The following is a 25,621-nucleotide window of genomic DNA, read 5'->3' as shown; positions in this document are numbered from 1 at the left end:
TTACTCGCTCGCGATCGCGTTCAGTACGTTCATCCGCCCTGCCCGGAAGGCCGGGACCAGTGCGGCGAACAGGCCCACGAAGGCCGAGGCGGCGAACACCCCGAGGATGGTGGGCCAAGGGATCTCCAGCACCTTCAGGCCCTCCAGCGCGAGCAGCTGCTGGGCGGTGGCCCCCCAGCCCATGCCCAGGCCGAGGCCGAGGAGGGCGCCGAAGAGGGCGATGACCACCGACTCCAGGCGGATCATGCGGCGCAGCTGGCGGCGGGAGAGGCCGATGGCGCGCATCAGGCCGATCTCGCGGGTCCGCTCCACCACCGACAGGGCCAGGGTGTTCACGACGCCCAGGACCGCGACGACGATGGCGAGGCCGAGGAGCCCGTAGACCATGTTCAGCAGCTGGCCGACCTGGTCCTTCAGCGCCTGCTTGTAGTCCGCCTGGTTGAGCACCTTGTACTGCGGGTACTCGGCGAGCGCCGCCTTGACCCCCTTGTAGGCGGCGGCGTCGGACTGCCCGTCCTTCGCGGTGGCCAGCAGCATGAAGGGGCGCGGCATCCGGTCGGCCGGGACGTTCGCCTCGGCCACGGCGGTGCTGACGTACTTCATGCCCTTGTCGAGGTTGCCCTCGTCGCTGGTGATCGCGGCGACCTTCAGCTTGACGGTCTTGCCGCCGGTGAAGGCGACCGTCAGCTCGTCACCGAGCTTGATCCCGTGCGCGGTGGCGTACTCGGAGCCCACCCCGATGGAGTCCTTGCCGTACGCCGCGGCGTGCTCGCCGGCGGTCATCTTGCGCCGGATGTCCTTGGCGTACGTCGGGTCGGTGGCGCCGAGGCCGTCCGTCTCGGTGCGGCCGTCCGGGGAGGTGATCGTGGCCTCCACCTCGCGGTAGGCGGTGACGTGGTCCAGGCCCGGCGTGGCGCGCAGCGCCTGCTCGGCCTGGGGCAGGACGGGCTGGCCGGTCATGGAGTTGACGATGTAGTCCGCGCCGACCGACTTGTCGAGCTCGTCGGTGGCGGAGGCCACCATCGAGGAGCCGACCACCGACAGGCAGGCGACCAGGGCGAGCCCGATCATCAGCGCGGCGGCGGTGGCGCCGGTCCGGCGCGGGTTGCGCAGGGCGTTGCGTTCGGCGAGCCGGCCCACCGAGCCGAAGGGCCGCAGGACCACACCGGAGAGCACCCGTACGACGCCCGCGGCGAGCAGCGGGCCGATCACGATGAAGCCGATCAGGGTGAGGACGACGCCCAGGCCCAGCCACATGGATCCGGGACCGGCCTCCTCGGCGGCCGCGGCGAGGAAGAGCGAGGCGCCGCCGATGCCGGTGAGGACGAGGCCGAGGACGGCGCGGATGACGCCGGCCTTCTTGTCGCCGGGGGTGCCGGACTCGCGCAGCGCCGCCATCGGGGAGACCTTGCCGGCCCGGCGGGCCGGGATGAAGGCGGCGATCGCGGTGACCTTGATGCCGAGCAGCAGGCCGATGACCGGGGTGGTCCAGGCGACGGTCAGGTCATCGGTGGACAGGTGCATGCCCATCAGGCCCATGAGCTCCATGAGCCCGACGGCCAGGCCGATGCCCGCGCCCACACCGAGGAGCGAGCCGACGAAGCCGAGGAGGTAGGCCTCCAGGACGACGGACTTGAGGACCTGTCCGCTGTTGGCGCCGATGGCCCGCATCAGGCCGATCTCGCGGGTCCGCTGGGCGACCAGCATCGAGAAGGTGTTGAAGATGAGGAAGATGCCGACGAGGAAGGCGATCCCGGCGAAGCCGAGCATCACGTACTTCATCACGTTCAGGAAGGAGCCGACGTCCTTGCGGTTGGCGTCCGCGGACTCCTTGGCGGTCTGGAGCTTGTACGTGTCCGCGCCGACGGCGGCAGCGACGTTCCGCTTGAGCTGCTCGTCGCTCACCCCGTCCTTGGCGGTGATGTTGACGTGCGTGAAGGAACCGGGCTCGCCCAGCAGCTGGCGCTGCGCGGTGGCGGTGTCGAAGTAGACGACGGCCGCGCCCGGGTTGGTCACGGTGAAGGCGGCGATGCCGGTGATCTTGGCGCGGATGTCGCCGGTGATGGCGATGGTGCGCAGCTCGTCACCGAGTCCGAGGTGGTGCTTCTTCGCGGTGTCGGCGTCGACCATCACCTCGGTGGGACCGCGCGGCGCCTGGCCGGCGGTGATCTTCATCGACTTGAGCTCGTTGTCGTTCCAGTTGCCCGCGATGGTCGGGGCACCGGTGGTCGAGCCCATGTTCTCGTTCTTGGAGTTGACGACCGTGACGGACATCGACATGACCGCGCCCTCGGCGCTCTTGACGCCCTCGGCCTTGGCGGCCTTCTCGACGACCGCGCCGTCCAGGCTCTCGGGCCTGCCGCGGTCGGAGACCTCCTCGCCGTCCTTGGCCGCCTTCGGGCTGAGGGTGACGTCGGAGCTCGTCACCGCGAAGAGCTTGTCGAAGGTGGTGTTCATGGTGTCGGTGAACACCAGCGTGCCGCAGACGAAGGCGACGGAGAGCATGACCGCGACGGCGGACAGCGCCATCCGCCCCTTGTGCGCGACGAAGTTGCGCCGCGAGGTCTTCCAGACGGTGTTGCTCATGACGTGCGTCCGCGGGCGTCGAAGTCCTTCATCCGGTCCAGCACCTGCTCGGCGGTGGGGTTGAACATCTCGTCGACGATGCGGCCGTCGGCGAGGAAGATGACGCGGTCCGCGTAGGAGGCGGCGACCGGGTCGTGGGTGACCATGACGATGGTCTGGCCGAGCTCGTCCACCGAGCGGCGCAGGAAGCCGAGGATCTCGGCGCCGGCCCTGGAGTCGAGGTTTCCGGTCGGCTCGTCGCCGAAGATGATCTGCGGGCGGGCGGCGAGGGCGCGGGCGACCGCCACGCGCTGCTGCTGGCCGCCGGAGAGCTCCGTCGGACGGTGCTTGAGCCGTCCCGCGAGACCGACGGTCTCCACGACCCGGTCCAGCCAGGCCTGGTCGGGCTTGCGGCCCGCGATGTCCATGGGAAGCGTGATGTTCTCCAGGGCGTTCAGCGTGGGCAGCAGGTTGAACGCCTGGAAGATGAAGCCGATCCGGTCGCGGCGCAGCTGGGTGAGCTTCTTGTCCTTCAGCCCGGTGATCTCGGTGTCGTCCAGGTGGATCTGGCCGCTGGTCACCGTGTCGAGACCGGCGAGGCAGTGCATCAGCGTGGACTTGCCGGAGCCCGAGGGCCCCATGATCGCGGTGAACTGGCCGCGCCGGATGTCGACGTCCACGTCGTCCAGTGCGACGACGCGCGTCTCGCCGGAACCGTAGGCCTTGACGACCTTCCGTGCCCGGGCCGCGACGGCTTCATGGCCGCCAGTGCCCCCGTGCCTGGTCTCGGTCATAGCCGTTGTCACGGTGTTTCCCCTCGTTCGATTGCGTGCGCCGCTTGCGCCGCGGACGGGTGTCCGTCCGCGCGTCGCCGTCATGGAGTCTGCTGGCCGGGGCCCCTCCGGCGCGCTGGTGCTCATCGCCGTATCCACCGGGGGGTTAACCCCACCCCCCTGCATGCCCCGCCCGTATGAACCAGTTAAGGACGCGCCGGGGCCGCGCACCTCCTCCGCCGGGACGAATGACCCCTGGGCCCAAATGCGGACCGCCCCCTAGGGGATCTCCGCCTCTGGGGGGAGGCGCCCTGGGGGATACCGCCGGGCGGACCCGCGGTGAGAAGGTGTTCCCCGCAGTTACGTGCAGGGGGAAGGAATCTTGGTGAGCTCAGCGGAAAGCGGGGGCGGCAGTCCGGACGGCATACCTGCGGCGGGCTCCGGGGCGGTGGGGGCGGCCGGTGCCGGGGCGGCCGGTGCCGGTGCCGGCAGGGCCGGTACGGGGACTCCCGCGCCGGGCGGGGCCGCCGGGAGCGGGAAGCCGCCCGCCTCCGTCGTCGCCTCGCTGATGCTGGGCATGGCCCTGGTCGCCCTGGACAGCACCGTCGTCGCCACGGCCGTCCCGCAGATCGTCGGTGACCTGGGCGGCTTCTCCGTCTTCTCCTGGCTGTTCTCCGGTTACCTGCTGGCCGTCACCGTCAGCCTCCCCGTCTACGGCAAGCTCTCCGACACCTTCGGCCGCAAGCCCGTCCTGCTCTTCGGCATCGCCCTCTTCCTCGTCGGCTCGCTGCTGTGCGCCCTCGCCTGGAACATGGCCGCGCTCATCGCGTTCCGGATCGTCCAGGGCCTGGGCGGCGGCGCCCTCCAGGGCACGGTCCAGACCCTGGCCGCCGATCTGTACCCGCTGAAGGACCGGCCGAAGATCCAGGCCAAGATGTCCTCGGTCTGGGCCACCGCGGCCGTGGCCGGCCCGGCGCTCGGCGGACTGTTCGCCGCGTACCTGCACTGGCGCTGGATCTTCCTGGTCAACCTGCCGCTGGCCGGGCTCGCCCTGGCGATGGTGGCCCGTCACCTGACCGAGCCCGTACGGTCCCCCGTACGCCGGGGCCCGGTCGACTGGGCCGGGGCCCTGTCCATCTTCGCCTGCGGCGGGGTCCTGCTCTTCGCCCTCGTGCAGGGCGGGGTCGCCTGGCCCTGGCTGTCCGCGCCCTCCCTGGGGCTGCTGGCCACGAGCGCCGTCCTGGCCGCCCTGGTGGTGCGGGTGGAGCGCCGGGCCGAGGAACCGATCCTGCCCGGCTGGGTGTGGCGGCGGCGCACCATAGCCGCCGTCAACCTGGCCCTGGCCGCGCTCGGCCTGCTGATGGTCGCCCCGATGGTGTTCGTGCCCACGTACGCCCAGTCCGTGCTCGGCCTGGACCCCGTGGCCGCCGGTCTGGTCATGTCCGCGATGACGCTGAGCTGGCCCATCAGCGCCGCCCTGAGCCAGCACGTCTACCGGCGCATCGGCTTCCGCAACACCGCGGCCATCGGCATCTCGCTGGCCGTGGTCATCCTCTACTCCTTCACCCTGCTGCCCCATCCCGCCGAACCCTGGCAGCCCGCGCTGATCCTGTTCCTGCTCGGCGGCGCCCTCGGCCTCTTCCAGCTCCCGCTGATCATCGGGGTGCAGTCCACCGTGGGCTGGGAGCAGCGGGGCACGACCACGGCCTCCGTGCTGTTCAACCGTCAGGTCGGCCAGAGCGTGGGCGCGGCCCTGCTCGGAGCGGTGGCCAACGCGACCATCGCCGCCCGGCTGGTGCAGGCCCCGGTGCCCGGGCTCCCCGACAGCCTGGACGGGGTGGCGCAGGCCCTGGACCGGCCGGAACTGCTGCCCGCGGCCGCCGCCGACTACCTGCGCGACTCCGTGGCCGCGGCCGTCGACCACGTCTTCCTCGGCGCGACCTTCGCGGCCGTGGCCGCCCTGCTGGTCCTCCTGCTGATGGCACCGCGGAAGTTCCCCGTCCTGCCGGAACACCGCGAGGACTGACGGCCCCGGCGGGGCGGCTTGTCATGGCCCGAGCCCGTGCGTAACCCTCGGACCCAGGACCGTTTCTCCGGGGGGACGACATGGTTTCCGCACTCTGTGCGCTCGCGCTGCTGGCCGCCGTGGCCGGACCGATCGGCTGGCGTCTGCGCCGCCGCCCGGGCTTCGTCACCGGCCGCGACGGCCGTCTGTCGACCTCGACGACACTGGCCCTGGCCTGGACGGTGATCCTGCTCTGGCTGCTCCTGGCGATCTTGGCCTACGGGCTCACCGCGGGCGGGGGCGTCGGCTGGTTCCAGGGCGGACACGGGCCCCTGTCCACCCTGACGACGGTGTACCTGCCGCTGCTCGGCGGCCCGTACGTGGCCCTGATCGGGGCGAAGACGGTGGTCGGGGTGCGCGTGGAGAACGGCAGCATGGCCAAGCCGGCCGCGCCGCCCACGGCCTCGGGGCGGCGGCCGCTGCGGGAGCTGATCGCGAACGACGGCGGGCGGACCGACCTCGTCGACCTCCAGTACGTCGCCCTCAGCGCCGTGACGATGCTGTACGTGGTGCTGTTCTTCCTCGCGGACGTGGGCGGCGGGCTGCCTCGCCTGCCCGCCGAGATGTGGGCCCTGACGGGCGCCCCGGCGGGGGCGTACCTGGTGAACAAGATGGCCGGCCGCGCCAACCCGGTGATCACGGGCGCCGCCGTCTCCGACGGCCTCCTCACCGTCGAGGGCGGCGGATTCACCGAGCCCCGCCTCACGGTGGACGGCGCCGCGCTCCCCGTCACGGCGGACCCGCTGACCGGCGCCCTGGTGGCCGCCCTCCCGCCCGCGGTGCGGCCGCCGTTCACCGTGGTGGTCAGCTCGCACGGCCTGCGCAGCGACCCGTACGGCTACGCCCCCGGCCCGACGGTCCCGGCGCAGCCGGCGGACGCCCGGGAGACGGCCTAGGGGCGCGTCCGCTCAGGCTCCGGGCTCCTCCTTGTGGCGGGCGTAGTAGCGGGCCACCCGGGCCCGGTTGCCGCAGACCGACGCCACGCACCAGCGGCGGCGGGGGTGCGCGGGCAGGAACAGCAGGACGCAGTCGTGGGCCTCGCAGGTGCGCACCGCCGTCACCCGCGGGTCGGTGAGGAGTTCCGCGACCGCCTCGGCCAGTTCCGCCGCGAGCCGCCGGGCCGCGGCGGCCTCCCGGTGCGGATCTGCCGTCAGCCCGGTCCCGGCGGTCCACTCCAGCACGCGGTGCGAGGGCGCCGCGGCCAGCGCCCCGTTCAGCACGGCCAGGGCCTGCGCCGGGGGCCGTTCACCGCGCCGGGCCGCCTCCAGCGCCGGGCGCGCGGCCTCCCGTACGGCCCGCACGGCCGCCACCTCGGCCTCTCCCACCTCCCCGGCCGGGGACAGCCGTCCCCCCTGCACGGCCAGCCAGGCCGCGAGCCCCTCCGGTCCGGCGACGAGGTCGCCCGCGGCAGTGCGGGTGTTGAGGAGGTCCAGCGCGAGGGGCTCACCGGTGAGCGGGAAGGTCACTGTCACCCGACTAATGGTACGGCAGCCTCTTGACCCATTAGCGATCACCGGTGAAACTAATGGGAACGAGGCCCCAGGAGGCATGTGATGAACGCTCGCCCCACCCTTCCCGCCGTCCGCCACGACTCCGTCGACGTCGACGGAGTCCGCGTCGCCTACCGCGAGTCCGGCCCGGCCGACGGCCCCGTCCTGCTGCTCCTGCACGGCTTCCCCACCTCCTCCCACCAGTTCGCCCGGCTGATGGACGCGCTCGGCGAGGTCCCCTACCGGCTGATCGCCCCCGACTACCCCGGCTTCGGCCGTACCGAGACCCCCGCCGGGTTCACCTACACCTTCGACCGGCTCGCCGACGTCGTGGAGGGCTTCACCGACGCCCTCGGCCTCGAACGCTTCGCCCTGTACGTCTTCGACTTCGGCGCCCCCGTCGGCCTGCGGCTCGCCGCCCGCCGCCCCGGCCGCGTCACCGGCCTGATCGTGCAGAACGGCAACGCCTACGAGGAGGGACTGTCCGACGCGGCCCGCGAGTTCGCCGGGCTGCGCCGCGAGGTGCCCGGCCACGAGGACCGGATCCGGGGGCTGTTCACCGCGGAAGGCACCCGCTTCCAGTACGAGACCGGCGTCGCCGACACCGGCCTCGTCTCCCCCGACGGCTGGACCCTGGACCTCCACTACCTCGGCCTGCCCGGCCGCACCGACGCCCAGGCCGACCTCGCCTTCGACTACGCCTCGAACTTCGCGCACTACCCCGCCTGGCAGGCCTGGCTGCGCACCGCACGGCCGCCGGTCCTCGTCGTCTGGGGCGCGGGCGACCCCTTCTTCACCCCGGCGGGCGCCAAGGCCTACCTCCGCGACGCCCCGGACGCCGAGGTCCACCTCTTCGACGGCGCGGGCCACTTCGCCCTGGAAACCCACCTCCCCGAGATCACCCCCCTGATCGCCACCTTCCTGACCCGCCTCCTCCCGTAGCCCGGCCGGGCCCCAGACCGGCGTCGGCCCGGGACCGCACGGGGGTCCGGCCCGGGCCTGCGTCAGGCCCGCCGCGGACGGAACCGGCAGCCTCGCAACGGCGCCGGGGCCGCTTCGGAGCCCGAACGCCCTCCGCAGGCCCGAACCGGGGCCTGGCACGGTCCCGAACGGGGGCCTGGTGGCTCCGGCTGAGGCCAGGCCCGCCACCGACGGAGTCGGGGCAGCCTCGCGCTGGCGCCGGGGCCTGCCACGGGCTCGAACGGATGCTGGCTCGGGCCGACATCAGGCCCGCCACGAACCGACGTCGGCCCGGGCCCGCACGGGGTCCGGGCCGGGCAGGCGTCAGGACCGCGTCGGGCCTGGTCACGGCTTGCGCAGGCCCGGCGCCTGGCGCGGGCCCGAACGGGGGGCGGCTCAGGCTGGCTTCAGGACCGTCTGAGACCGGCGGCGGTCCGGGGCGGCGTCAGGCCGGGCTCGGATCGGGGTCCGAGCTGCTCCCCGGGCCGATGACCGGCTGGGCACGGCGTCAGGCCTGCCTCGGACCGGCTTCGGGGCTGACCCCGGGACGACGGCGGGCTGGGCACGGCGCCGGGCGGCTCGGGGCCGGGCCCGGGTCACGGCGTCAGCCGCCGGCCGGGGTGCGGCGTCAGCCGCCCGCCGGGGTGCGGCGTCAGCCGCCCGCCGGGGTGCGGCGTCAGCCGCCCGCCGGGGTGCGGCCGGTCAGGGCGGCCAGGCTGGCGCGGACGTGGTTCATGTGCGCCTGCATCTCCTCCTGCGCCTCCACGTGCTCCCGCAGGACCCGTTCGGTCTCCCGGCCCGTCCGCTCCTCCTGCACCCGGGCCGCCGCGAGCAGCTCCGCCGCCCGCGCCTCCGCGTCCTCCTGCCCGTGCCGGGCCGACTCCTCGGCCTCGGCGAAGCCCCGGCGGGCCTCCGCCAGCCGCCCCTCCGCGTACCGCTCCAGCTCCGCGTGGCGCGCCTCCAGCTCCGCCTCGCGCGCCGCGAGTTCCCGCTCCGCCGCCTCCCGGCGCTCCGTGTGCTCCTGCTCCCGCTCCGCCAGCAGCGCGTCCGCCCGCCTCCCCGTCTCCGCCAGGGCCGCCTGCGCCTGCGTCCGCCACGCCTCCGCGTCCTCCCGGGCCTGCGCCCGGGCGTCGTCCGCCTCCCGCTGCGCCCGCAACAGGCCCTGCCGGGCCCGGACCTCCGTCTGCTCGCGCACCGCCTCCGCGTCACCGCGCGCCAGTTCCGCCACCCGGTCCGCGTACGCCTCGGCCGCGCCCAGCGTCGTGGTCACGTCCGCCCGCGCGTCCGCCCGCACCGACTCCGCCTCCTCCTGCGCCAGCAGCAGGATCCGGCGGGCGCGCTCGCTCAGCTCGTCGTAGGTCTGCGGGGCCAGCGCGGCCACCGCCTCGCGCAGCCGCCCCGCCTCCTCCTCCATCCGCTTCGCCAGGACGGTCAGCCGCGCCACGCGCTCCCAGGCCTCGTCGCGGCTCCCGGACAGGCGCGCGAGGTACCGGTCGACCTCTTCCATGCGGTAGCCGCGGCCGCGCACGGTCGCAATGGGTGCACTCATCCTGGAAGCGCCTCTCTCGCGGGGATTCCTGTCAAGGATGCGTCATTTGCTCCCAGAAGCCGGAATGGCCGGGCCGGGACCCCGTCCGAGGGTCCCGACCCGGCCATTCAAGTGATCATCCGATCAGGCGCGGATCACAGCAGTCCGTCCCACATCTGCTCCAGCAGCACCGACCACCAGTTCTCCGGCGAGGCCAGCGCGGCGGTGTCCAGCCCCGCCAGATTCGCCTGGAAGTCGACCGTCCAGCGGCCCGCCTGCTCCGGCGTCAGATGCTGGCGCAGCCGCCACATGTGACCCAGCATCGCCAGGCACCGTACGAACTGCGGCAGGCTCGAATTCACGAACTGCGGCGGCACCGGAGCACCGCCCGGACCGCCCTCCACCGGCACCGCCACGATGTGCGCGGTCCCGTACTGCACGCAGAGCGCCTTGCCGAAGTCACTGCCCACGACGAGGTACGAACCCGCGTCCGAAGCGGGCTGGACCTGCCGCTGCGCGGCCAGCTCGGCCAGCGTCGGCACCGGCTGGCCCGGCACCGCCTGCGCCCAGAAGAACGGCCCGAAATCGACGGGCAGCCCCGACGCCATGAGAGTCTGCGCGACGATCTCCGGCACGCCCTGGCGGGACACCGCCCGCTGGTCGAAGCGGAACACCGCCTGCGGGCCGAAGGCACCCGCCAGCTCCTGCGCGATCGCCTCCAACGGGATCGCGGGCTGGAGCGGGACCTGCGGCAGGGGCGCCCGCACCGGCGCCGGACGCGCCGGACCGTCCGCCACCTGGTGCAGCTCGCCCTGGTGGGTGAGCAGGTGGCGCATGCCCTGCTGACGGCCCGCGTGGTCCGTGCCGTACGGGGCCACGCTGGTGATCCGCACCTGCGGCCAGGTCTCCCGGATCATCCGGGCGCAGTAACCGCCCGGCAGCTCGCACGACGCCAGCTCCGTGTGCAGCTCCAGCACCTGCTGCGGCGGCACGTTCATGGCGCGCAGCTCGTGCAGGATCTGCCACTCGGGGTGCGGCGTACCCGGCGCCGAACGGCGGATGAGCTGCTGCTCGGAGCCGTCGGGAGCGCGGTATCGCAGCACCGCCTGGTAACCGGGCCCCACCGTGGGCACACCGGAGGGCGCGGGCTGCGGCGCCGCGGGGCCCACGGGACCCGAGGGGACCCCCGGCGGCGGGCCGGGAGGACCGGGCGGACGCCCCACGGGCGGACCGGCGAGCATCGTGGCGGCATGGTCCAGCCCAGCGCCGGGAGCCCCGGGCGCACCAGGAGCACCAGGCGCACCCGGCGGACCGGGCGGCTGCGGTACGCCGGGACCCGCGAGCATGGTCGCGGCGTGGTGCGCCCCGCCACCCGGGGCACCGGGCGGCTGCCCCGTCACGGCCGGACCGGCCAGCATGGTCGCGGCATGATCCAGCCCACCACCGGGCGCACCGGGCGCACCAGGAGCACCGGGCGGCCCGGGAGGCGTGGGGGGCTGCCCCGTCACCGCGGGACCGGCGAGCATCGTGGCGGCATGGTCCAGCCCGCCACCGGGAGCACCGGGCGCACCAGGCGGACCGGGAGGCGCCGGCGGCCGGCCCCCGCCGGAAGCACCCGGAGCACCCGGAGCACCGGGGGCGCCAGGGACTCCGGGCGGACCGGGCGGCTGCGGGACCCCGGGGCCGGCCAGCATGGTCGCGGCGTGCTGCGGCGCACCCGCACCGGGCGCACCAGGCGCCCCGGGCGGACCCGGCGGCGTAGCGGACTGCCCGGCACCGGCACCGGCACCACCGGCGGCAGGACCGCGCGCCGGATTGACCTGGGCCTTGCTCGTGGGCGCGTCGGCGATGTCACCCGCGGACGGACGGGAACCCGCACCGGGGCCCGGGCCGTGCCCGAGCGCCGGGGAGACCGCGGTCCTCGGGAGCTGACTGCCCCCGGCCATCAGGGTCGTCTTCGCCTCCGGAGCCACCCCGGAGGACGGCCGGTCCTCCAGGTCCGAACCCGACAGGGGCGGCGCGAACACCGTCGCGGGCAGCGGCACGGACACGTCGTCCGCGTCCGCGTTCACATCGGTCCCGGCCCACGGCGTGGACCCGGCCGGAACACCCGCCGGAGCACCCGCCGGCACCCCGTCGTTGGCCGTCGGCTCGTACGGGATCTCTCCCCCGCGCCGCAGCGGCACCGCGTCCACCTGCGCCGGAGCAACCGCGGCCGCAGCCGGAGCCGGGCTCTGTGCCGCAGCCGCAGCAGGTGCGGAAGCCGACGCGGATGCAGAAGCGGACGCCGACGCGGACGCCGGAGCCGCGCTCGACGGACCCCCCGGGATACCCGCCCGGTCCGCCGCCTCCTGCAGCCACTCCGGCGGACTCAGCATGAAGGACGTCTGCTCCGAGTCGATCCGCGGCGCAGGCACCGAAGGCTCCGCCGCCGGAGCGGCCGAAGCCCCGTACTCCTCCTCGTACCGGCGGATCACCTCACCCACCGGCAGCCCCGGCCACAGCGTCACCTCCCCGCTGTCCCGCGCGATGACCAGACGCTGCCGCCCGCCACCCGACACCGGACCCGACGCGCGGTCCTCCGCCCACACCACGAACCCGAGGCCGAACTCCCGTACCCGCACCTCACGGTGCTGATAACCGGGAACGTCCCCGTTGATCCACTCCTCGGCGCGCTCCTGCGCCTGCGCGAAGGTCACCACCGCGCGCTCACCCCTCATCCGAAGCGGAACGCACCACGGGAACCGGGCGCGCGAATCCGCCGTCCACCATCAGACCGGCCACCGTCTCCAGCTCCGGCGGGTTCCCCGCCAGCCGCTCAAGAAAGGCGTCGAAATCAACGCCGCACGGCAGCAAAAGCCGCTCCACGCGCTCCTGCACCGACCAGCCGTCCCGGTCGCGCGCATCGTCGTACGGGGAGAACCACACCGAACCGATCGCCTCGCCCTTGACCTTCAGCGCGAGCAGCCCGCCCTGCGCGAAGGCCACGCACAGGTAGTCCTTGGTCAGATGGTCCCGCAGGCACTTGTTCACGTAGACGAGATCGTTGACCGCCGCCTCCTCGCGCACCGTGAAGAACGGCTGGTCCACGAGCAGACCCAGGTCCACGTCCAGGCCCGCGCCCACCGGCGCACAACCGCCCGCGGCCTTCAGGAACGAGCGGTACGCCTCCGGCAGCCGGTAGCCGAGGTCCTCCTCGACGCCCTGCACCTGCCCCTCGGACACCGACACCACCGACTTCGGCAGCCCCAGGTGAACCGGACGCACCTCCTGCAACGCCCGCGTCCCGCGCTTCTCGTGGTCCACCGGCGCCGTCACCAGCCCCGCGTGATGCCGCAGCAACGCCTTCACCTCGACCGGGACCAGCTCCAGCCGCCGCGTACCCGCCACGTGGTGCCAGGTCCAGCCGTGCGGCGTGGCCACCGGGCCGACCGTGTCCCACAGTTCGTGACCGGACTCCTGCATCGCCGCGTTCGCGGACACGTAGTCCGTCAGCCGCAGCTCGTCCACGCCGAAGCCCTCGGGCGGTTCGGCGATCTCCACCGCGGCGCGCGCGTACGGAGAGAAGTCCGGATGCCCGCCCCCGTCGATCCGTACTCCCTGGGGATGCCGAGCGGCCCGGACCGGGTCCGGGAAATGCACGACCTGCCCCGAGTAAGCGGCGTTGGGTGGCGCGGCCTGCTGCCCGAGCCGACCTGTCGTCATGGCGGTAGCCCCCTGCTGGATCTGGCTGGTTCACCACAGCCTATGTGCTGGGGCAAGAGGCTCACCCGCCCGTGACCGGCACGCCCCCACTAGGGACAGGAACATCCGAATTGATACGAATATTCGACCCCGCTTCCGCACTACCGGTGACATTTGGCAGGCTGTCCCCGCAGCACGGGGGCGTGCGCGACAGCGGCACCACCGCGGCCACGGGAGGGAAAGCGCAACCATGCAGAACACGGCAACACGCACAGATCCGGCCGACACCGGCCCCGGAACCCCGGGAACACCCGGCACCCCGGGCCCCGGCAGCACCCCGGCGACCGCCGAGACCGGCGACCCGGCCGGCGACCCCCGCCTGCGCTGGAGCAGCTCCGACGGCCGCCCCGCCGCGCCCGTCCTGCGCTTCCGCCGCGACGGCATCCTGCCCACCGTGGCCGCCGCACTCTCCGTACGCGGCGAAACCCTCACCGGCACCGCGGGCAAAGCCGACCATCCCCCCGCCCTCCACCCCCTCGTCCAGGACTTCCTCGACACCCTGACGAGCGGTCAGCGCGAACGTTTCACCGGCCGATGTCCGGAAGCCATCCTGCTCTCCCGCCACCTCGCCGCCGTCGAAGGCGCCCGCAGCAAGCGCGCCTCCCGCAAACCCCTCACCCCCAGCGAAGCCCGGCGCTCCCTCAAGCACGCGAAGATCACCGCCCGCCGCATCCGCGAGGACGGCGACCCCCTCCACGGCAGCTACGCACCCCCCTGCCGCTCCTGCGACGCCCTCCTCGCCCACTTCGGCGTACGCTCCGTCGACCTCACCGCATCCGAGTAGCCATGACCACGACCTCAGCCTCCTACGACCGCTCCTCCGCCACCCGCTTCCCCGTACCCGTCGACTCCGCCCTGCGCACCGCAGGCTGGGAACCCGGCCGCTGGGACATCAAGCAGGCCGAGTACTGGGCGGACGCCCTGCGCGACCACACCACACCCGCCGGACACCGCCACGCCGTCTTCCCCGCCGCCGTCGAGGCCTGGGCCGAATTCGGCGGACTCACGGTCACCGCCCCCGGACCGGGCCGCCAGATAGCGCCCACCCCCCTGCGCATCGACCCCCTCACCGGGCTCCACCTCGCCCGCACCTTCGCCGACCTCGGCCGCGCCCTGTCCACCCAGCTCTGCCCCCTCGGCGTCGAGGCCGACGGAGGCTCCCACCTCGCCCTCGACCGTGAGGGCCGCGTCTACGGCATCGACCACACCGGCGACTGGTACCTCGGCTCCAGCCTCGACGAAGCCCTCACCCTCCTCCTCACCGGCCTCCAGCCGACCCGCCTGACCACCGGCTAGCCGAGCTCCGGAAGCCGCTCACCCGCTTCCGGGTACCGCCCCTCCTCCAGCCGGAACAGGTACGCCCGCAGGTCAGCGGCAAGCCCGCCGGCCAGGTAGGCCCGGAAGTCCAGCACCCCGGCCACCGCGTCGTCCTCGCAGCGGTCGCGGCCGCGCCCGAACTCCTCCAGCGCCCCCACCAGGTGCCCGGCGACCCGGGCGCGCTCCGCCCACCACTGCCGCACCGCCGACGGAGTCCACCGAAGGTCCCCGTCACAGGCGTACTCCCAGAAGGACTCCGCGTCCGCCGCAGCCACCACGTTCCGCACCTCGCGCGGATCGCGCGGCTGCCGGAACACGTACTCGACGCTCTCGCACGCGGCCGCGTAGAGCACGTTGTCCGGCGCGTGGAGCCGCCCGGTCCAGCAGGTGTCCGTCACCGCCGTGTAGAACGGCCCGGGCACGTTCAGCCACAGCCGCTCCTCCCACCGCCCCCCGAACAGCTCCCGGTCCCCGTCCGTCAGCTCCCCCACCGGATCCCAGCCCATCGCTACCCCCGCTCGCTCGGGAGCACCGCCGACACCCGGAAGCCGCCCGCGTCCGTCGGCCCGGACACGAACACCCCGCCCAGCCCGAGCACCCGCTCCCGCATCCCCACCAGCCCGTTGCCCCCGCTGGGCAGACCCGCACCGTCCGCCTCGCCGTCACACGGCCCGTTCTCCACCTGCATCGCGACCTCTCCGTCCCGGTGCGCCAGGCGCACCACGACCCGCGCCCCCGGGGCGTGCTTGTGGCAGTTGGTCAACGCCTCCTGCACCACCCGGTACGCCGTCTGCTCGACCTCCGCCGCATAGGCCGCCCGAGCACCCTGGACCACCATCTCCACGGCCATCCCGGCCGCCCGCGACTGCCCCACCAGGGCCTCCAGCTCGTCCAGCGAAGGCCCGTCGTCGAAGGTCCCCACCAGAGCGGCCACGACCGGCACCACCGGCCGCACGGCCGCACCGCCCCCGGAACCACCGGCCGGCCGGACACCCGCCGGACCCGGGACCGGCTTCGGGGTCCCCGAACGGAGCACCCCGAGCATCTCCCGCAGCTCCGTCAACGCCTGCCGGCCCATGTCCCCCACCAGCGCCGCGTTCTTCACCGCCCGCGCCGGATCCTTGAGGGCCACGGCCTCCAGCGCCGCCGCGTGCACCACCATCAGCGACACCCGGTGCGCCACCACGTCGTGCATCTCCCGCGCGATACGCGTCCGCTCCTCCGTACGGGCCCACTCGGCCCGCTCCTCCGCCCGGTCCGCCAGCAGCGACAGCTCCCGCTCCAGGGAGTCCGCCCGCTCCTGCAGGCTCTCCATCAGCCGCCGCCGGGCCCCGATGTACAGCCCGAACAGCACCGGCGGCACGGTCAGCGCCACCGCCACGAACCCGGACAGCGCCACCACCAGCGCGGTGTCGGCCTCCACGTCCCCACGGGTCCGCAGGTACATCACGGCATACGTCGCGGCCAGCGACATCGAGGCGAGGGTGGCGGTGATCCGCCGGGGCACCTCGGAGGAGGCCAGCGTGTACAGCCCCACCACCCCGAGGAGGAAGCCCATGGCCGCCGGGGCCACGGCGATCCCCACCAGCACCACGGCGATCGGCCAGCGCCGCCGCAGCACGAGCACGGCCCCCACCACGATCCCGAACAGCACACCGACCGCCGTCGGCACCCCCGCCTCACCGGCGAAGGCGACCCCCTCCCAGCCGCACTCCAGGGCGGACAAGCCGCCGAGCCCCACGTCCCACACGGCATCCCGCCGCCGCACCCACCACAAAGGCGGCCCAGCGCGGCCTTCCACTTCCCCCGTACTGGTCATGCCGTCCAGCGTACGCAGCGCCCCCAGCACGTCCGCGACCGAAATTCCTGCACACCCCAGGCAATCGCACATACGACTGAATCGGCCCGGTGACCGAGACCCGAACTCCACATTCCGGACGACGGACCGGAAGAGCACGGTCGACACGCATCGCAGCCGCCTTGCGCTACGCGTCCCGAAAAGCTCAGATTTGTACCGTCGCATCGAAGGCGGTTGGTGCGGCATAGTAGGTGCCGTCGACTGGATCACCGGACAGAGATGTCCACTTCAGTCGGAAATGGTCCCCTGTGGTGTAATTGGCAGCACTGAGGCTTTTGGTGCCTTATGTCCGGGTTCGAGTCCTGGCGGGGGAGCCACACACATACGGGTCCTGACCTCCGAGGTCGGGACCCGCACTCGTTTGAGGCCCCTGGCCCCCCGGTATCCTTCGTGCGTCCACCCCCGAAGCCGAAGGGCACACCCGTGAGCGCCAACCGCCCGGCAGCCGTCGTCGTACTCGCAGCGGGTGAAGGCACCCGCATGAAGTCGGCCACTCCCAAGGTCCTGCACGACATCTGCGGGCGCTCGCTCGTCGGTCACGTCGTCGCCGCCTCCCGCGAGCTGGACCCGACCCACCTCGTCGTGGTCGTCGGACACGCCCGCGAGCAGGTCACCGCGCACCTCGCCGCCGTCGACGCGGAGGTCCGCACCGCCGTCCAGTTCGAGCAGAACGGCACCGGCCACGCCGTCCGGATGGCGCTCCAGGAGCTCGGCGGCCCGGTCGACGGCACCGTGATCGTGGTCTGCGGCGACACCCCGCTGCTGACGGGCGAGACCCTGCGCGAGCTCGCGCGGACGCACGAGGCCGACGGCAACGCCGTCACCGTGCTCACCGCCGAGGTCCCGGACTCCACCGGCTACGGGCGGATCGTGCGCGACGCCGGCGGGGCCGTCACGGCCATCGTGGAGCACAAGGACGCCTCCGACGCCCAGCGCGCGATCCGGGAGATCAACTCCGGGGTCTTCGCCTTCGACGGCGCGCTGCTGTCCGACGCCCTCGGCAAGGTGCGCACCGACAACAGCCAGGGCGAGGAGTACCTCACCGACGTCCTCGGCATCCTGCGCGAGGCCGGGCACCGCGTGGGCGCGGCCGTGGGCAGTGACCACCGGCAGATCCTCGGCATCAACAACCGCGTCCAGCTCGCGGAGGCCCGTGCCCTGCTGAACGCCCGCCTGCTGGAGCGGGCGATGCTCGCGGGTGTGACCGTGGTCGACCCGGCCAGCACCTTCGTGGACGTGACGGTGACCTTCGGGCAGGACGCCCTGATCCACCCGGGGACGCAGCTGCTGGGTGCCACGCACGTGGCCGAGGGGGCCGAGGTCGGGCCGAACAGCCGCCTGAAGGACACCCGGGTGGGTGCAGGGGCCCGGGTGGACAACACGGTGGCGGACACCGCGGTGATCGGCGAGTCCGCGAGCGTGGGCCCCTTCGCCTACCTGCGGCCGGGCACGGAGCTGGGTACGAAGGCCAAGGCCGGTACGTACGTGGAGATGAAGAACGCGAAGATCGGCGAGGGCACGAAGGTGCCCCACCTGTCCTACGTGGGCGATGCCACGATCGGCGAGTACACGAACATCGGCGCCGCGAGCGTCTTCGTGAACTACGACGGTGAGCACAAGCACCACACGACCGTCGGCTCGCACTGCAAGACGGGCTCGGACAACATGTTTGTGGCGCCCGTCACCATCGGGGACGGGGCCTACACGGCCGCCGGGTCCGTGATCACCAAGGATGTGCCGCCCGGTGCGCTGGCCGTGGCCCGTGGCCAGCAGCGGAATATCGAGGGCTGGGTGGCTCGTAAGCGTCCCGGAAGTGCTGCCGCGACGGCGGCCCAGTCGGCGGTCCAGGTGGACTCCGACGGCCGTTGAGGTGAACTGACCGGAAACAGGTACGTCCGGGACGGCGTACCGTGATAGGTGCACGCAATTCGGCTGGCTCACCGTGTGCGGGACGGACGCACATGGGGGCGAGCAGCTTTCAACACGTCTGAGGAGACAGTGCTGTGACCGGGATCAAGACGACCGGCGAGAAGAAGCTGATGCTCTTCTCCGGCCGCGCCCACCCCGAGCTGGCCGAGGAGGTCGCGCACCAGCTGGGAGTCGGCCTCGTGCCGACCAAGGCTTTCGACTTCGCGAACGGCGAGATCTACGTTCGCTTCCAGGAGTCGGCTCGTGGCGCGGACTGCTTCCTGATCCAGAGCCACACGGCTCCGATCAATAAGTGGATCATGGAGCAGCTGATCATGATCGACGCGCTGAAGCGCGCGTCGGCGCGCTCCATCACCGTGATCGTGCCGTCCTACGGGTATGCCCGTCAGGACAAGAAGCACAAGGGCCGTGAGCCGATCTCGGCCCGTCTGGTCGCCGATCTGCTGAAGACGGCGGGCGCCGACCGGATCCTCACGGTGGACCTGCACACCGACCAGATCCAGGGCTTCTTCGACGGCCCGGTGGACCACCTCTCCGCCCTGTCGGTCCTCGCGGACTACGTCGGCGCGAAGGTGGACCGTACGAAGCTGACGATCGTGTCCCCGGACGCCGGGCGCGTGCGCGTGGCCGACCGCTGGTGCGACCGCCTGGACGCGCCGCTGGCGATCGTCCACAAGCGCCGCGACAAGGACGTCGCCAACCAGGTGACCGTCCACGAGGTCGTCGGTGAGGTCCGGGGCCGCGTCTGCGTCCTGGTCGACGACATGATCGACACCGGTGGCACGATCTGCGCGGCGGCCGATGCGCTGTTCGCGCACGGCGCCGAGGACGTCATCGTGACGGCGACGCACGGCATCCTGTCGGGGCCGGCCGCGGACCGTCTGAAGAACTCCAAGGTCAGTGAGTTCGTGTTCACGAACACCCTGCCGGACCCGTCCGACCTGGAGCTCGACAAGATCACGGTGCTGTCGATCGCTCCGATGATCGCGCGTGCGGTGCGCGAGGTCTTCGAGGACGGTTCGGTCACCAGCCTCTTCGAGGAGCAGCAGTAGTCGCTCCGCGATAGATCCTTTTTGGTGCGGCCTCCCCTGCCGGGTACACTCCATGAGTTGCTCGGCGAGGGAGGCCGTACCGGTTCAAGGTACGGATGCTCCGTTATCGACGCGCTCTTCGTAGCAGGCCGTTCCGGCCGGGTGACTGTCGTCCATTTCCGTCACCCCACGAGGAGTGAGCATGTCCGAGGTCAAGCTTTCCGCCAAGATCCGTGACTCGTTCGGCAAGGGCTCTGCCCGTCAGGCGCGTCGTGACGCCCTGACCCCCGCCGTCATCTACGGCCACGGCACGGACCCCAAGCACGTCAACGTCGACGCCCACGCCCTTCAGCTGGCGCTGCGTACCCCGAACGTCCTGATCTCCCTGGACCTGGGCGACGCCGGCACCGAGCTGGTCATCCCGAAGGCCGTGCAGAAGCACCCGCTGAAGCGTTCGATCTCGCACGTCGACTTCCTGATCGTCAAGAAGGGCGAGAAGGTCACCGTCGACGTCGCGATCGTCACCGAGGGCGACCTGGCGGTCGGTGGCAACATGCTGGAGACCCTCCAGAACACCATCTCCGTCGAGGCCGAGGCCACCCACATCCCGACCGAGGTCACCGTCTCGATCGCGGGCCTGGAGGCCGGCGCCACCATCCACGCGAAGGACCTGGTCCTCCCGAAGGGCACCACCCTGGCCGTCGACGGTGACATCGCCGTGCTGCAGGTCGTGGCCCCGCAGGCCGAGGAGCCGGCTGCCGACGCCGCCGAGGGCACCGAGGCCTGAGCCTCGCCCTCACCCCTCAGCAGTTGCTGACCGACCGCCGTCCGGCTCCACTGGAGCGGGACGGCGGTCGTCTTCGTATAAGGAGTTCTTGATGTCGGACGACGCGGCACCCTGGCTGATCGTCGGCCTCGGCAACCCGGGACCGGAGTACGCGGGCAACCGCCACAACATCGGCTTCATGGTGGCCGATCTGCTCGCGGACCGTATCCGTGGGAAGTTCAAGGCCCACAAGGCGCGCGCGCAGGTGGTCGAGGGCCGGATGGGTCCGCCGGGGCCGGGGAACCGGCGGGTGGTGCTGGCCAAGCCGATGACGTACATGAATCTGTCGGGCGGGCCGGTGACGGCGCTGCGGGACTTCTACAAGGTGCCGCTGGAGCGGGTCGTGGCGGTCCATGACGAGCTGGACATCGACTATCCGACGTTGCGGCTGAAGCTGGGCGGCGGGGACAACGGGCACAACGGACTGAAGTCGATGACGAAGTCGCTGGGTGCGGAGTACCACCGGGTGCGGTGCGGGATCGGCCGTCCGCCGGGGCGGATGCAGGTGGCGGATTTCGTGCTGAAGGACTTCTCCTCGACCGAGCGCAAGGAGCTGGACTGGTTCGTGGACCGGGCGGCGGATGCGGTCGAGTGTCTGCTCCAGGAGGGTCTGGAGCGCGCGCAGTCGACGTACAACTCCTAGCGGCGCACGACGTGGGAAAGCCCCCGCACCGGCTGGTGCGGGGGCTTCCTGTTGTCCGGTCCGGTGCGGGGCCGGTCAGCCGGTGTTGCGCAGGCCCGCGGCGACGCCGTTGACGGTGAGCAGCAGGGCTCGGGCGAGCAGCGGGTCGGGGTCCTCGCCGCGGGCGGCGGCTGCGCGCTGGCGGGCGAGGAGGGAGACCTGGAGGTAGGAGATGGGGTCCAGGTAGGCGTCGCGGACGGCGAAGGTCTGCTGGAGCACCGGGTGGGAGTCGAGCAGTTGCCGGCCGCCGGTGATGCGCAGGACCTCGCGGACGGTGAGCTCGTGTTCGGCCTCGATGCGTGCGAAGACGTGCTTGAGGTCTTCGGGTACGAGGGTGTCGACGTAGTGGCGGGCGATCCGCAGGTCGGTCTTGGCCAGCGTCATCTCGACGTTGGACAAGAAGTTGCGGAAGAAGTGCCAGCGGCTGCCCATCTCGGTGAGGACGTCCTCCTGGCCTGCTTCGCGCAGGGCCTTGAGGCCGGAGCCGACCCCGTACCAGCCGGGAACGATCTGGCGGGACTGGGTCCAGCCGAAGACCCAGGGGATGGCGCGCAGTCCGTCGAGTCCGGCGCCGGAGTCGGGGCGGCGCGAGGGCCGGGAGCCGAGGTGGAGGTCGGCGAGCTGGTCGACCGGGGTGGCGGCGAAGAAGTAGGCGGGCAGGTCGGGGTCCTCGACGAGCGCGCGGTAGGCGCCGTGGGCGGCGTCGGAGACGGTGTCCATGGCCGCGTCCCAGCGGGCGAGGGCCTCGTCGGACTGGCGGGGCGCGGTGTGCAGGGCGGAGGCCTGCAGGGTGGCCGCGACGGTCAGTTCGAGGTTCTCGCGGGCCAGCGACGGGACGAGGTACTTGTCGGAGATGACCTCGCCCTGCTCGGTGACCTTGATCTCGCCTTCGAGGGTGCCCCAGGGCTGGGCGAGGATCGCGTCGTGCGAGGGGCCGCCGCCGCGGCCGACGGTGCCGCCGCGGCCGTGGAAGAGGCGCAGGCGCACGCCGTAGCGGTGGGCGACGTCGCGCAGGCGGCGCTGGGCGCGGTGGATCTCCCACTGGCTGGTGGTGATGCCGCCGAACTTGGAGGAGTCGGAATAGCCGAGCATGACCTCCTGGACGTCGCCGCGCAGGGAGACCAGGCGGCGGTAGGAGGGGTCGGCGAGCATCTCGTCGAGGATGACGTCGGCGGCGCGGAGCTCGTCGGTGGTCTCCAGGAGCGGGACGATGCCGATCTTGGCCCAGCCGCTGTGGAGGTCGATGAGGCCGGCCTCGCGGGCGAGGACGGCGGCGGCGAAGACGTCGTCGGCGCCCTGGCACATCGAGATGATGTAGGACTCGATGACTTCGGGGCCGAACTTCTCGAAGGCGTCCTTGATCGCGGAGAAGACCCCGAGGGTCTTCTGTCCGGCGGCGTCGAGGGGGGCCGGGGTGGGCGCCAGCGGGCGGCGGGAGCGGAGCTCCTTGGCGAGCAGCTTGCCGCGGTAGTCGCGGGGCATGTCGGCGTAGCGCCAGGACTCCTCGCCGAGACGGTCGAAGAGCTGGCCGAGCGCGTGGTGGTGGGCGTCGGCGTGCTCGCGGACGTCCATGGTGGCGAGCTGGAGGCCGAAGGCGGCCAGCGTCCGGATGGTGCGGTCCATGCGGCCGTCGGCGAAGAGCGCGCCGCGGTGTTCGCGCAGGGAGGTCTGGATGAGGGTGAGGTCGGTGAGCAGCTCGGCGGTGCCGAGGTAGTCGCGGCCTTCCTCGTGCGGGATGCCCTTGGCGAGACGCTCGCGGGTGTTGAGGAGCTTCTGCCGGATGCAGGTGGCCTTCAGCCGGTAGGGCTCCTCGGCGTTCAGCCGCTTGTAGCGCGGGCTGATCTCGGGGAGGCGCTCCAAGTCCGCCTGGAGGGAGGCGAGGAGTTCCTCGGTGGCTCCGGTGTAGCGGATGGAGTTGGAGAGCAGTCCGCGCAGGAAGTCGATGAGTTCCAGGGCGTCGGTGATGCCGTGCTCGTGCTGGAGGATCAGGACGTCGCGGGTGACCTCGGGGGTGACGTTGGGGTTGCCGTCGCGGTCGCCGCCGATCCAGGTGCCGAAGGTCAGCGGGCGGGTGCCGGCGGGCAGCTCGACGCCGACGCGCTGGAGCTCCGCGGCGAGGTCTTCGAGTACGTCCCCGACGGCGCCGGCGTGGAGCTCGTCGAGGTAGTAGATGGCGTTGCGGGCCTCGTCGGCGGGCTCGGGACGCACCACGCGCAGTTCGTCGGTCTGCCAGACGAGGTCGATGTTCTCGGCGAGGCGCAGGTCGTGGCGGCGGCGGTCGCCGGCGCCGGTGACGGGCTCTTCGAGCAGGGCGGCGATGCGGCGCAGCTTGTTGAGGACGCTGCGGCGGGCTGCCTCGGTGGGATGCGCGGTGAAGACGGGGCGGACGTTGAGGTTGCGGACCGTCTCGCGCAGGTGCTCGGGGTCGGCGTCCTTCAGCATGTCCGCGGTGCGGGCGAGGAGACCGCCCTCGGCGGCGCGGTGGGCGCGCAGTTCCTTGCCGCGGTGCACCTGTTCGGTGACGTTGGCGAGGTGGAAGTAGGTGGAGAAGGCGCGTACGAGCTTGGCGGCGGTCTCCAGGTCGGTGTCGCCGAGCAGGGTGGCGGCGGCTTCGCCGTCGGTGCGGGTGAGGGCGCGGACGCGCTCGACGAGGTCGAGGAGGTCCTGGCCCTCCTGGCGTACCAGGGTTTCGCCGAGGAGGTCGCCGAGGCGGCGGATGTCCGCGCGCAGTTCTGCGTTGGCGGTGTCGGCCTGGGTGGCGGGGGCGGCCTGCTGGGGGGCCCGGGGGGCCTGGTCAGCACTGCTCACAGGTGCGGCTCCTTGCAGTGTTCGAGCGCTACTGGGCGGTGGGCACCCGGGCGCGCGCGGCATGACCGCTCCTGATGCGCAGCTCGGGCTGCCCGTGCGGACCGCGCTGTCCGACGACAACAGGATAGGTGTCCGATGCCTGTGCCTGGGCAAATGTGTCACCAGGTGGTCGCGATCGGCTCGTGGCGCCGCTGTGGCGGGCGTGTGACGGCCGTCCGTGGTGCGGTCGGACGGGCCGTGGTCCTGGTGCCCCGGGCCCCGCCTTTGCCATACTTACGATGCCGTAGGTTACGGGTCCGTAGGGTCTGTGACCCTGGTTCCCCCGGTTCTCTGCCGGGTGGTGCTTCCGTCGATTCCTCACCCTCCAGGGGACCCTCATGACCACCAGTCCCGATCTGATCGAGGGCGCCTCGGCGCCCTCGGCGCCCTCCGCGCATCCGGGGGACGCGCCGTCGGCGACCCTCGGCGGCGAGAACAAGCGGTCGATCGAGCAGATCGCCCTCCTGCTGTTCATCACCGTTCCCTTCCTGGCCGTGCTGGCGGCGGTCCCGCTGGCCTGGGGCTGGGGGGTGAGCTGGCTGGACCTCGGCCTGATGGTGTTCATGTACTTCCTGGCCTGCCACGGGATCACCATCGGTTTCCACCGCTACTTCACGCACGGTTCCTTCAAGGCCAAGCGGCCGCTGCGGATCGCCCTGGCCGTGATGGGGTCGATGGCGGTGGAGGGTCCGCTGGTGCGCTGGGTGGCGGATCACCGCAAGCACCACAAGTTCTCCGATCACGAGGGTGACCCGCATTCGCCGTGGCGGTTCGGCGAGACCCTGCCGGCCCTGATGAAGGGGCTGTGGTGGGCGCACATCGGCTGGCTCTTCGACGAGGAGCAGACCGATCAGCAGAAGTACGCCCCTGACCTGATCAAGGATCCGGCGATCCGGCGGATCTCGCGCGACTTCATCTTCTGGACGATGCTGTCGCTGGCGATCCCGCCGCTGGCGGGCGGTCTGGTGACGATGTCGTGGTGGGGTGCGTTCACGGCGTTCTTCTGGGGCTCCCTGGTACGGGTGGCGCTGCTGCACCACGTGACGTGGTCGATCAACTCGATCTGTCACGCGGTGGGCAAGCGGCCGTTCAAGTCCCGCGACCGCAGCGGCAACGTGTGGTGGCTCGCGGTGCTGTCCTGCGGTGAGTCCTGGCACAACCTGCACCACGCCGACCCGACCTCGGCGCGCCACGGTGTCCTGCGCGGTCAGATCGACTCCAGCGCGCGGCTGATCCGCTGGTTCGAGCAGCTGGGCTGGGCCTCGGACGTGCGCTGGCCTTCGGAGGCGCGCATCGACGCCCGCCGCAAGGAAAACTCCCCGAACGCGGCATGATGGGGGACGTGGCGATCGACGGCAGTAATTCCAGCAGCGACAAGCCCAGGCGCGGCCGCCGGGTCCGGATGACGGGCGCGGAGCGGCGTCAGCAACTGCTGGACATCGGCCGGACCCTGTTCGCGGAGAAGGGCTTCGAGGGCACGTCGGTGGAGGAGATCGCGGCCAAGGCCGGGGTGTCCAAACCGGTGGTCTACGAGCACTTCGGCGGCAAGGAGGGCCTGTACGCGGTCGTCGTGGACCGGGAGATGCGCCAGCTCCTCGACGGGGTGACGGGCGCGCTGACGGCCGGGCATCCGAGGGAGCTGCTGGAGCAGGCGGCTTTCGCGCTGCTCGACTACATCGAGTCCTATACGGACGGCTTCCGGATCCTGGTGCGGGATTCCCCGGTGGCTCAGTCCACGGGTACGTTCGCCTCGCTGATCAGCGATATCGCCACGCAGGTGGAGGACATCCTGGGCCTGGAGTTCAAGGCCCGGGGCTTCGACCCGAAGCTGGCGCCGCTGTACGCGCAGGCGCTGGTGGGGATGGTGGCGCTGACCGGGCAGTGGTGGCTGGACGTGCGCCGCCCGAAGAAGGCGGAGGTCGCCGCCCACCTGGTGAACCTGGCCTGGCACGGCCTGGACGGGCTGGAGTCGAAGCCGCAGCTGGTGGGCCGCCGCAAGAGCTGAG

At 72.3% G+C, this 25,621-nt stretch carries 20 protein-coding genes and 1 tRNA gene; 12 read left to right on the top strand and 9 right to left on the bottom strand.

All coding sequences use genetic code 11. The features are described from left to right. Positions 1-2,586, bottom strand: coding sequence for an ABC transporter permease (locus IO30_RS0103165; protein ID WP_031139004.1), 2,586 nt, complete (start codon positions 2,584-2,586; stop codon positions 1-3). Beyond that, positions 2,583-3,359 carry an ABC transporter ATP-binding protein gene (locus IO30_RS0103160; protein ID WP_373316495.1) on the bottom strand — a complete coding sequence of 259 codons (777 nt, stop codon included), beginning with the start codon at positions 3,357-3,359 and terminating at the stop codon, positions 2,583-2,585. The genes IO30_RS0103165 and IO30_RS0103160 overlap by 4 nt, the downstream gene beginning before the upstream one ends. A gap of 427 nt (positions 3,360-3,786) precedes the next feature. Here IO30_RS0103160 and IO30_RS0103155 point away from each other — a divergent pair, with 427 nt between their 5' ends. Both IO30_RS0103155 and IO30_RS0103150 read left to right on the top strand, forming a co-directional pair. Beyond that, positions 3,787-5,364, top strand: a complete 1,578-nt coding sequence (locus IO30_RS0103155) for an MFS transporter (RefSeq protein WP_031139000.1) — start codon at positions 3,787-3,789, stop codon at positions 5,362-5,364. A gap of 80 nt (positions 5,365-5,444) precedes the next feature. Then, positions 5,445-6,299, top strand: a complete 855-nt coding sequence (locus IO30_RS0103150; RefSeq protein ID WP_237403450.1) for a hypothetical protein — start codon at positions 5,445-5,447, stop codon at positions 6,297-6,299. Positions 6,300-6,311: 12 nt separating this feature from the next. Here IO30_RS0103150 and IO30_RS0103145 read toward each other — a convergent pair whose 3' ends face one another. Continuing rightward, positions 6,312-6,875, bottom strand: coding sequence for a CGNR zinc finger domain-containing protein (locus IO30_RS0103145; protein ID WP_031138996.1), 564 nt, complete (start codon positions 6,873-6,875; stop codon positions 6,312-6,314). A gap of 81 nt (positions 6,876-6,956) precedes the next feature. Between IO30_RS0103145 and IO30_RS0103140 the strand changes: the two genes are divergently transcribed. Next, positions 6,957-7,835, top strand: coding sequence for an alpha/beta fold hydrolase (locus tag IO30_RS0103140; RefSeq protein ID WP_031138995.1), 879 nt, complete (start codon positions 6,957-6,959; stop codon positions 7,833-7,835). A gap of 694 nt (positions 7,836-8,529) precedes the next feature. Here IO30_RS0103140 and IO30_RS0103135 read toward each other — a convergent pair. From IO30_RS0103135 to IO30_RS0103120, 3 genes are all read right to left on the bottom strand, one after another. After that, the gene (locus IO30_RS0103135) at positions 8,530-9,402 is read right to left on the bottom strand and encodes a DivIVA domain-containing protein (RefSeq protein ID WP_031138993.1); all 873 of its coding nucleotides are present in this window, start codon (positions 9,400-9,402) and stop codon (positions 8,530-8,532) included. Positions 9,403-9,536: 134 nt separating this feature from the next. Beyond that, positions 9,537-12,101, bottom strand: a complete 2,565-nt coding sequence (locus IO30_RS40000; protein WP_078904502.1) for an SUKH-4 family immunity protein — start codon at positions 12,099-12,101, stop codon at positions 9,537-9,539. Next, a complete protein-coding gene (locus IO30_RS0103120; protein ID WP_078904129.1) occupies positions 12,091-13,086 on the bottom strand; it encodes an SMI1/KNR4 family protein in 996 nt (331 codons plus the stop codon). Before IO30_RS0103120 ends, IO30_RS40000 begins: the two co-directional genes overlap by 11 nt. Positions 13,087-13,315: 229 nt before the next feature. On the opposite strand from IO30_RS0103120, the gene IO30_RS0103115 reads away from it, so the two are divergent. Then, complete coding sequence (locus tag IO30_RS0103115) at positions 13,316-13,909, top strand: YwqJ-related putative deaminase (RefSeq protein ID WP_037892902.1); 594 nt, start codon at positions 13,316-13,318, stop codon at positions 13,907-13,909. A 2-nt stretch (positions 13,910-13,911) separates the two neighbouring features. Then, on the top strand, positions 13,912-14,421 hold the full coding sequence (locus tag IO30_RS0103110; RefSeq protein ID WP_031138984.1) for an SUKH-3 domain-containing protein: 510 nt from the start codon (positions 13,912-13,914) through the stop codon (positions 14,419-14,421). Here the strand turns inward: IO30_RS0103110 and IO30_RS0103105 are convergent. Together IO30_RS0103105 and IO30_RS0103100 are read right to left on the bottom strand one after the other, a co-directional pair. Continuing rightward, positions 14,418-14,948: a hypothetical protein gene (locus tag IO30_RS0103105; protein ID WP_031138982.1), complete on the bottom strand. Its 531-nt coding sequence runs from the start codon at positions 14,946-14,948 to the stop codon at positions 14,418-14,420. The two genes, IO30_RS0103110 and IO30_RS0103105, sit on opposite strands and share 4 nt — an antisense overlap. Positions 14,949-14,950: 2 nt before the next feature. Then, entirely contained in the window at positions 14,951-16,261 is a 1,311-nt protein-coding gene (locus tag IO30_RS0103100; RefSeq protein ID WP_031138979.1) for a histidine kinase, read from the bottom strand. 281 nt (positions 16,262-16,542) lie between these two features. Between IO30_RS0103100 and IO30_RS0103095 the strand changes: the two genes are divergently transcribed. The 5 genes from IO30_RS0103095 (at position 16,543) to pth (ending at position 20,729) form a co-directional block, all read left to right on the top strand. Next, a tRNA-Gln gene (locus IO30_RS0103095) sits at positions 16,543-16,617 on the top strand. A 106-nt stretch (positions 16,618-16,723) separates the two neighbouring features. Further along, complete coding sequence (gene glmU, locus IO30_RS0103090) at positions 16,724-18,169, top strand: bifunctional UDP-N-acetylglucosamine diphosphorylase/glucosamine-1-phosphate N-acetyltransferase GlmU (RefSeq protein ID WP_031138977.1); 1,446 nt, start codon at positions 16,724-16,726, stop codon at positions 18,167-18,169. 134 nt (positions 18,170-18,303) lie between these two features. Next, on the top strand, positions 18,304-19,281 hold the full coding sequence (locus tag IO30_RS0103085) for a ribose-phosphate diphosphokinase (RefSeq protein ID WP_031138975.1): 978 nt from the start codon (positions 18,304-18,306) through the stop codon (positions 19,279-19,281). 181 nt (positions 19,282-19,462) lie between these two features. Continuing rightward, entirely contained in the window at positions 19,463-20,047 is a 585-nt protein-coding gene (locus tag IO30_RS0103080; RefSeq protein WP_031138973.1) for a 50S ribosomal protein L25/general stress protein Ctc, read from the top strand. A 91-nt stretch (positions 20,048-20,138) separates the two neighbouring features. Further along, complete coding sequence (gene pth / locus IO30_RS0103075) at positions 20,139-20,729, top strand: aminoacyl-tRNA hydrolase (RefSeq protein ID WP_031138971.1); 591 nt, start codon at positions 20,139-20,141, stop codon at positions 20,727-20,729. A 75-nt stretch (positions 20,730-20,804) separates the two neighbouring features. Here the strand turns inward: pth and ppc are convergent, their stop codons facing one another. Further along, the gene (gene ppc / locus IO30_RS0103070; RefSeq protein ID WP_031138969.1) at positions 20,805-23,576 is read right to left on the bottom strand and encodes a phosphoenolpyruvate carboxylase; all 2,772 of its coding nucleotides are present in this window, start codon (positions 23,574-23,576) and stop codon (positions 20,805-20,807) included. A 377-nt stretch (positions 23,577-23,953) separates the two neighbouring features. Here ppc and IO30_RS0103065 point away from each other — a divergent pair, with 377 nt between their 5' ends. Both IO30_RS0103065 and IO30_RS0103060 read left to right on the top strand, forming a co-directional pair. After that, positions 23,954-24,949: an acyl-CoA desaturase gene (locus tag IO30_RS0103065; RefSeq protein ID WP_031138967.1), complete on the top strand. Its 996-nt coding sequence runs from the start codon at positions 23,954-23,956 to the stop codon at positions 24,947-24,949. Further along, a complete protein-coding gene (locus tag IO30_RS0103060; RefSeq protein ID WP_031138966.1) occupies positions 24,949-25,620 on the top strand; it encodes a TetR/AcrR family transcriptional regulator in 672 nt (223 codons plus the stop codon). The genes IO30_RS0103065 and IO30_RS0103060 overlap by 1 nt, the downstream gene beginning before the upstream one ends. Position 25,621: the final 1 nt, after the last annotated feature.

Origin of the sequence: Streptomyces xanthophaeus (assembly GCF_000725805.1) — a bacterium.
GTDB lineage: Bacteria > Actinomycetota > Actinomycetes > Streptomycetales > Streptomycetaceae > Streptomyces > Streptomyces xanthophaeus.
The sequence above is the reverse complement of the archived record's forward strand: the minus strand, read 5'-3'. Positions and strand labels throughout refer to the sequence as shown.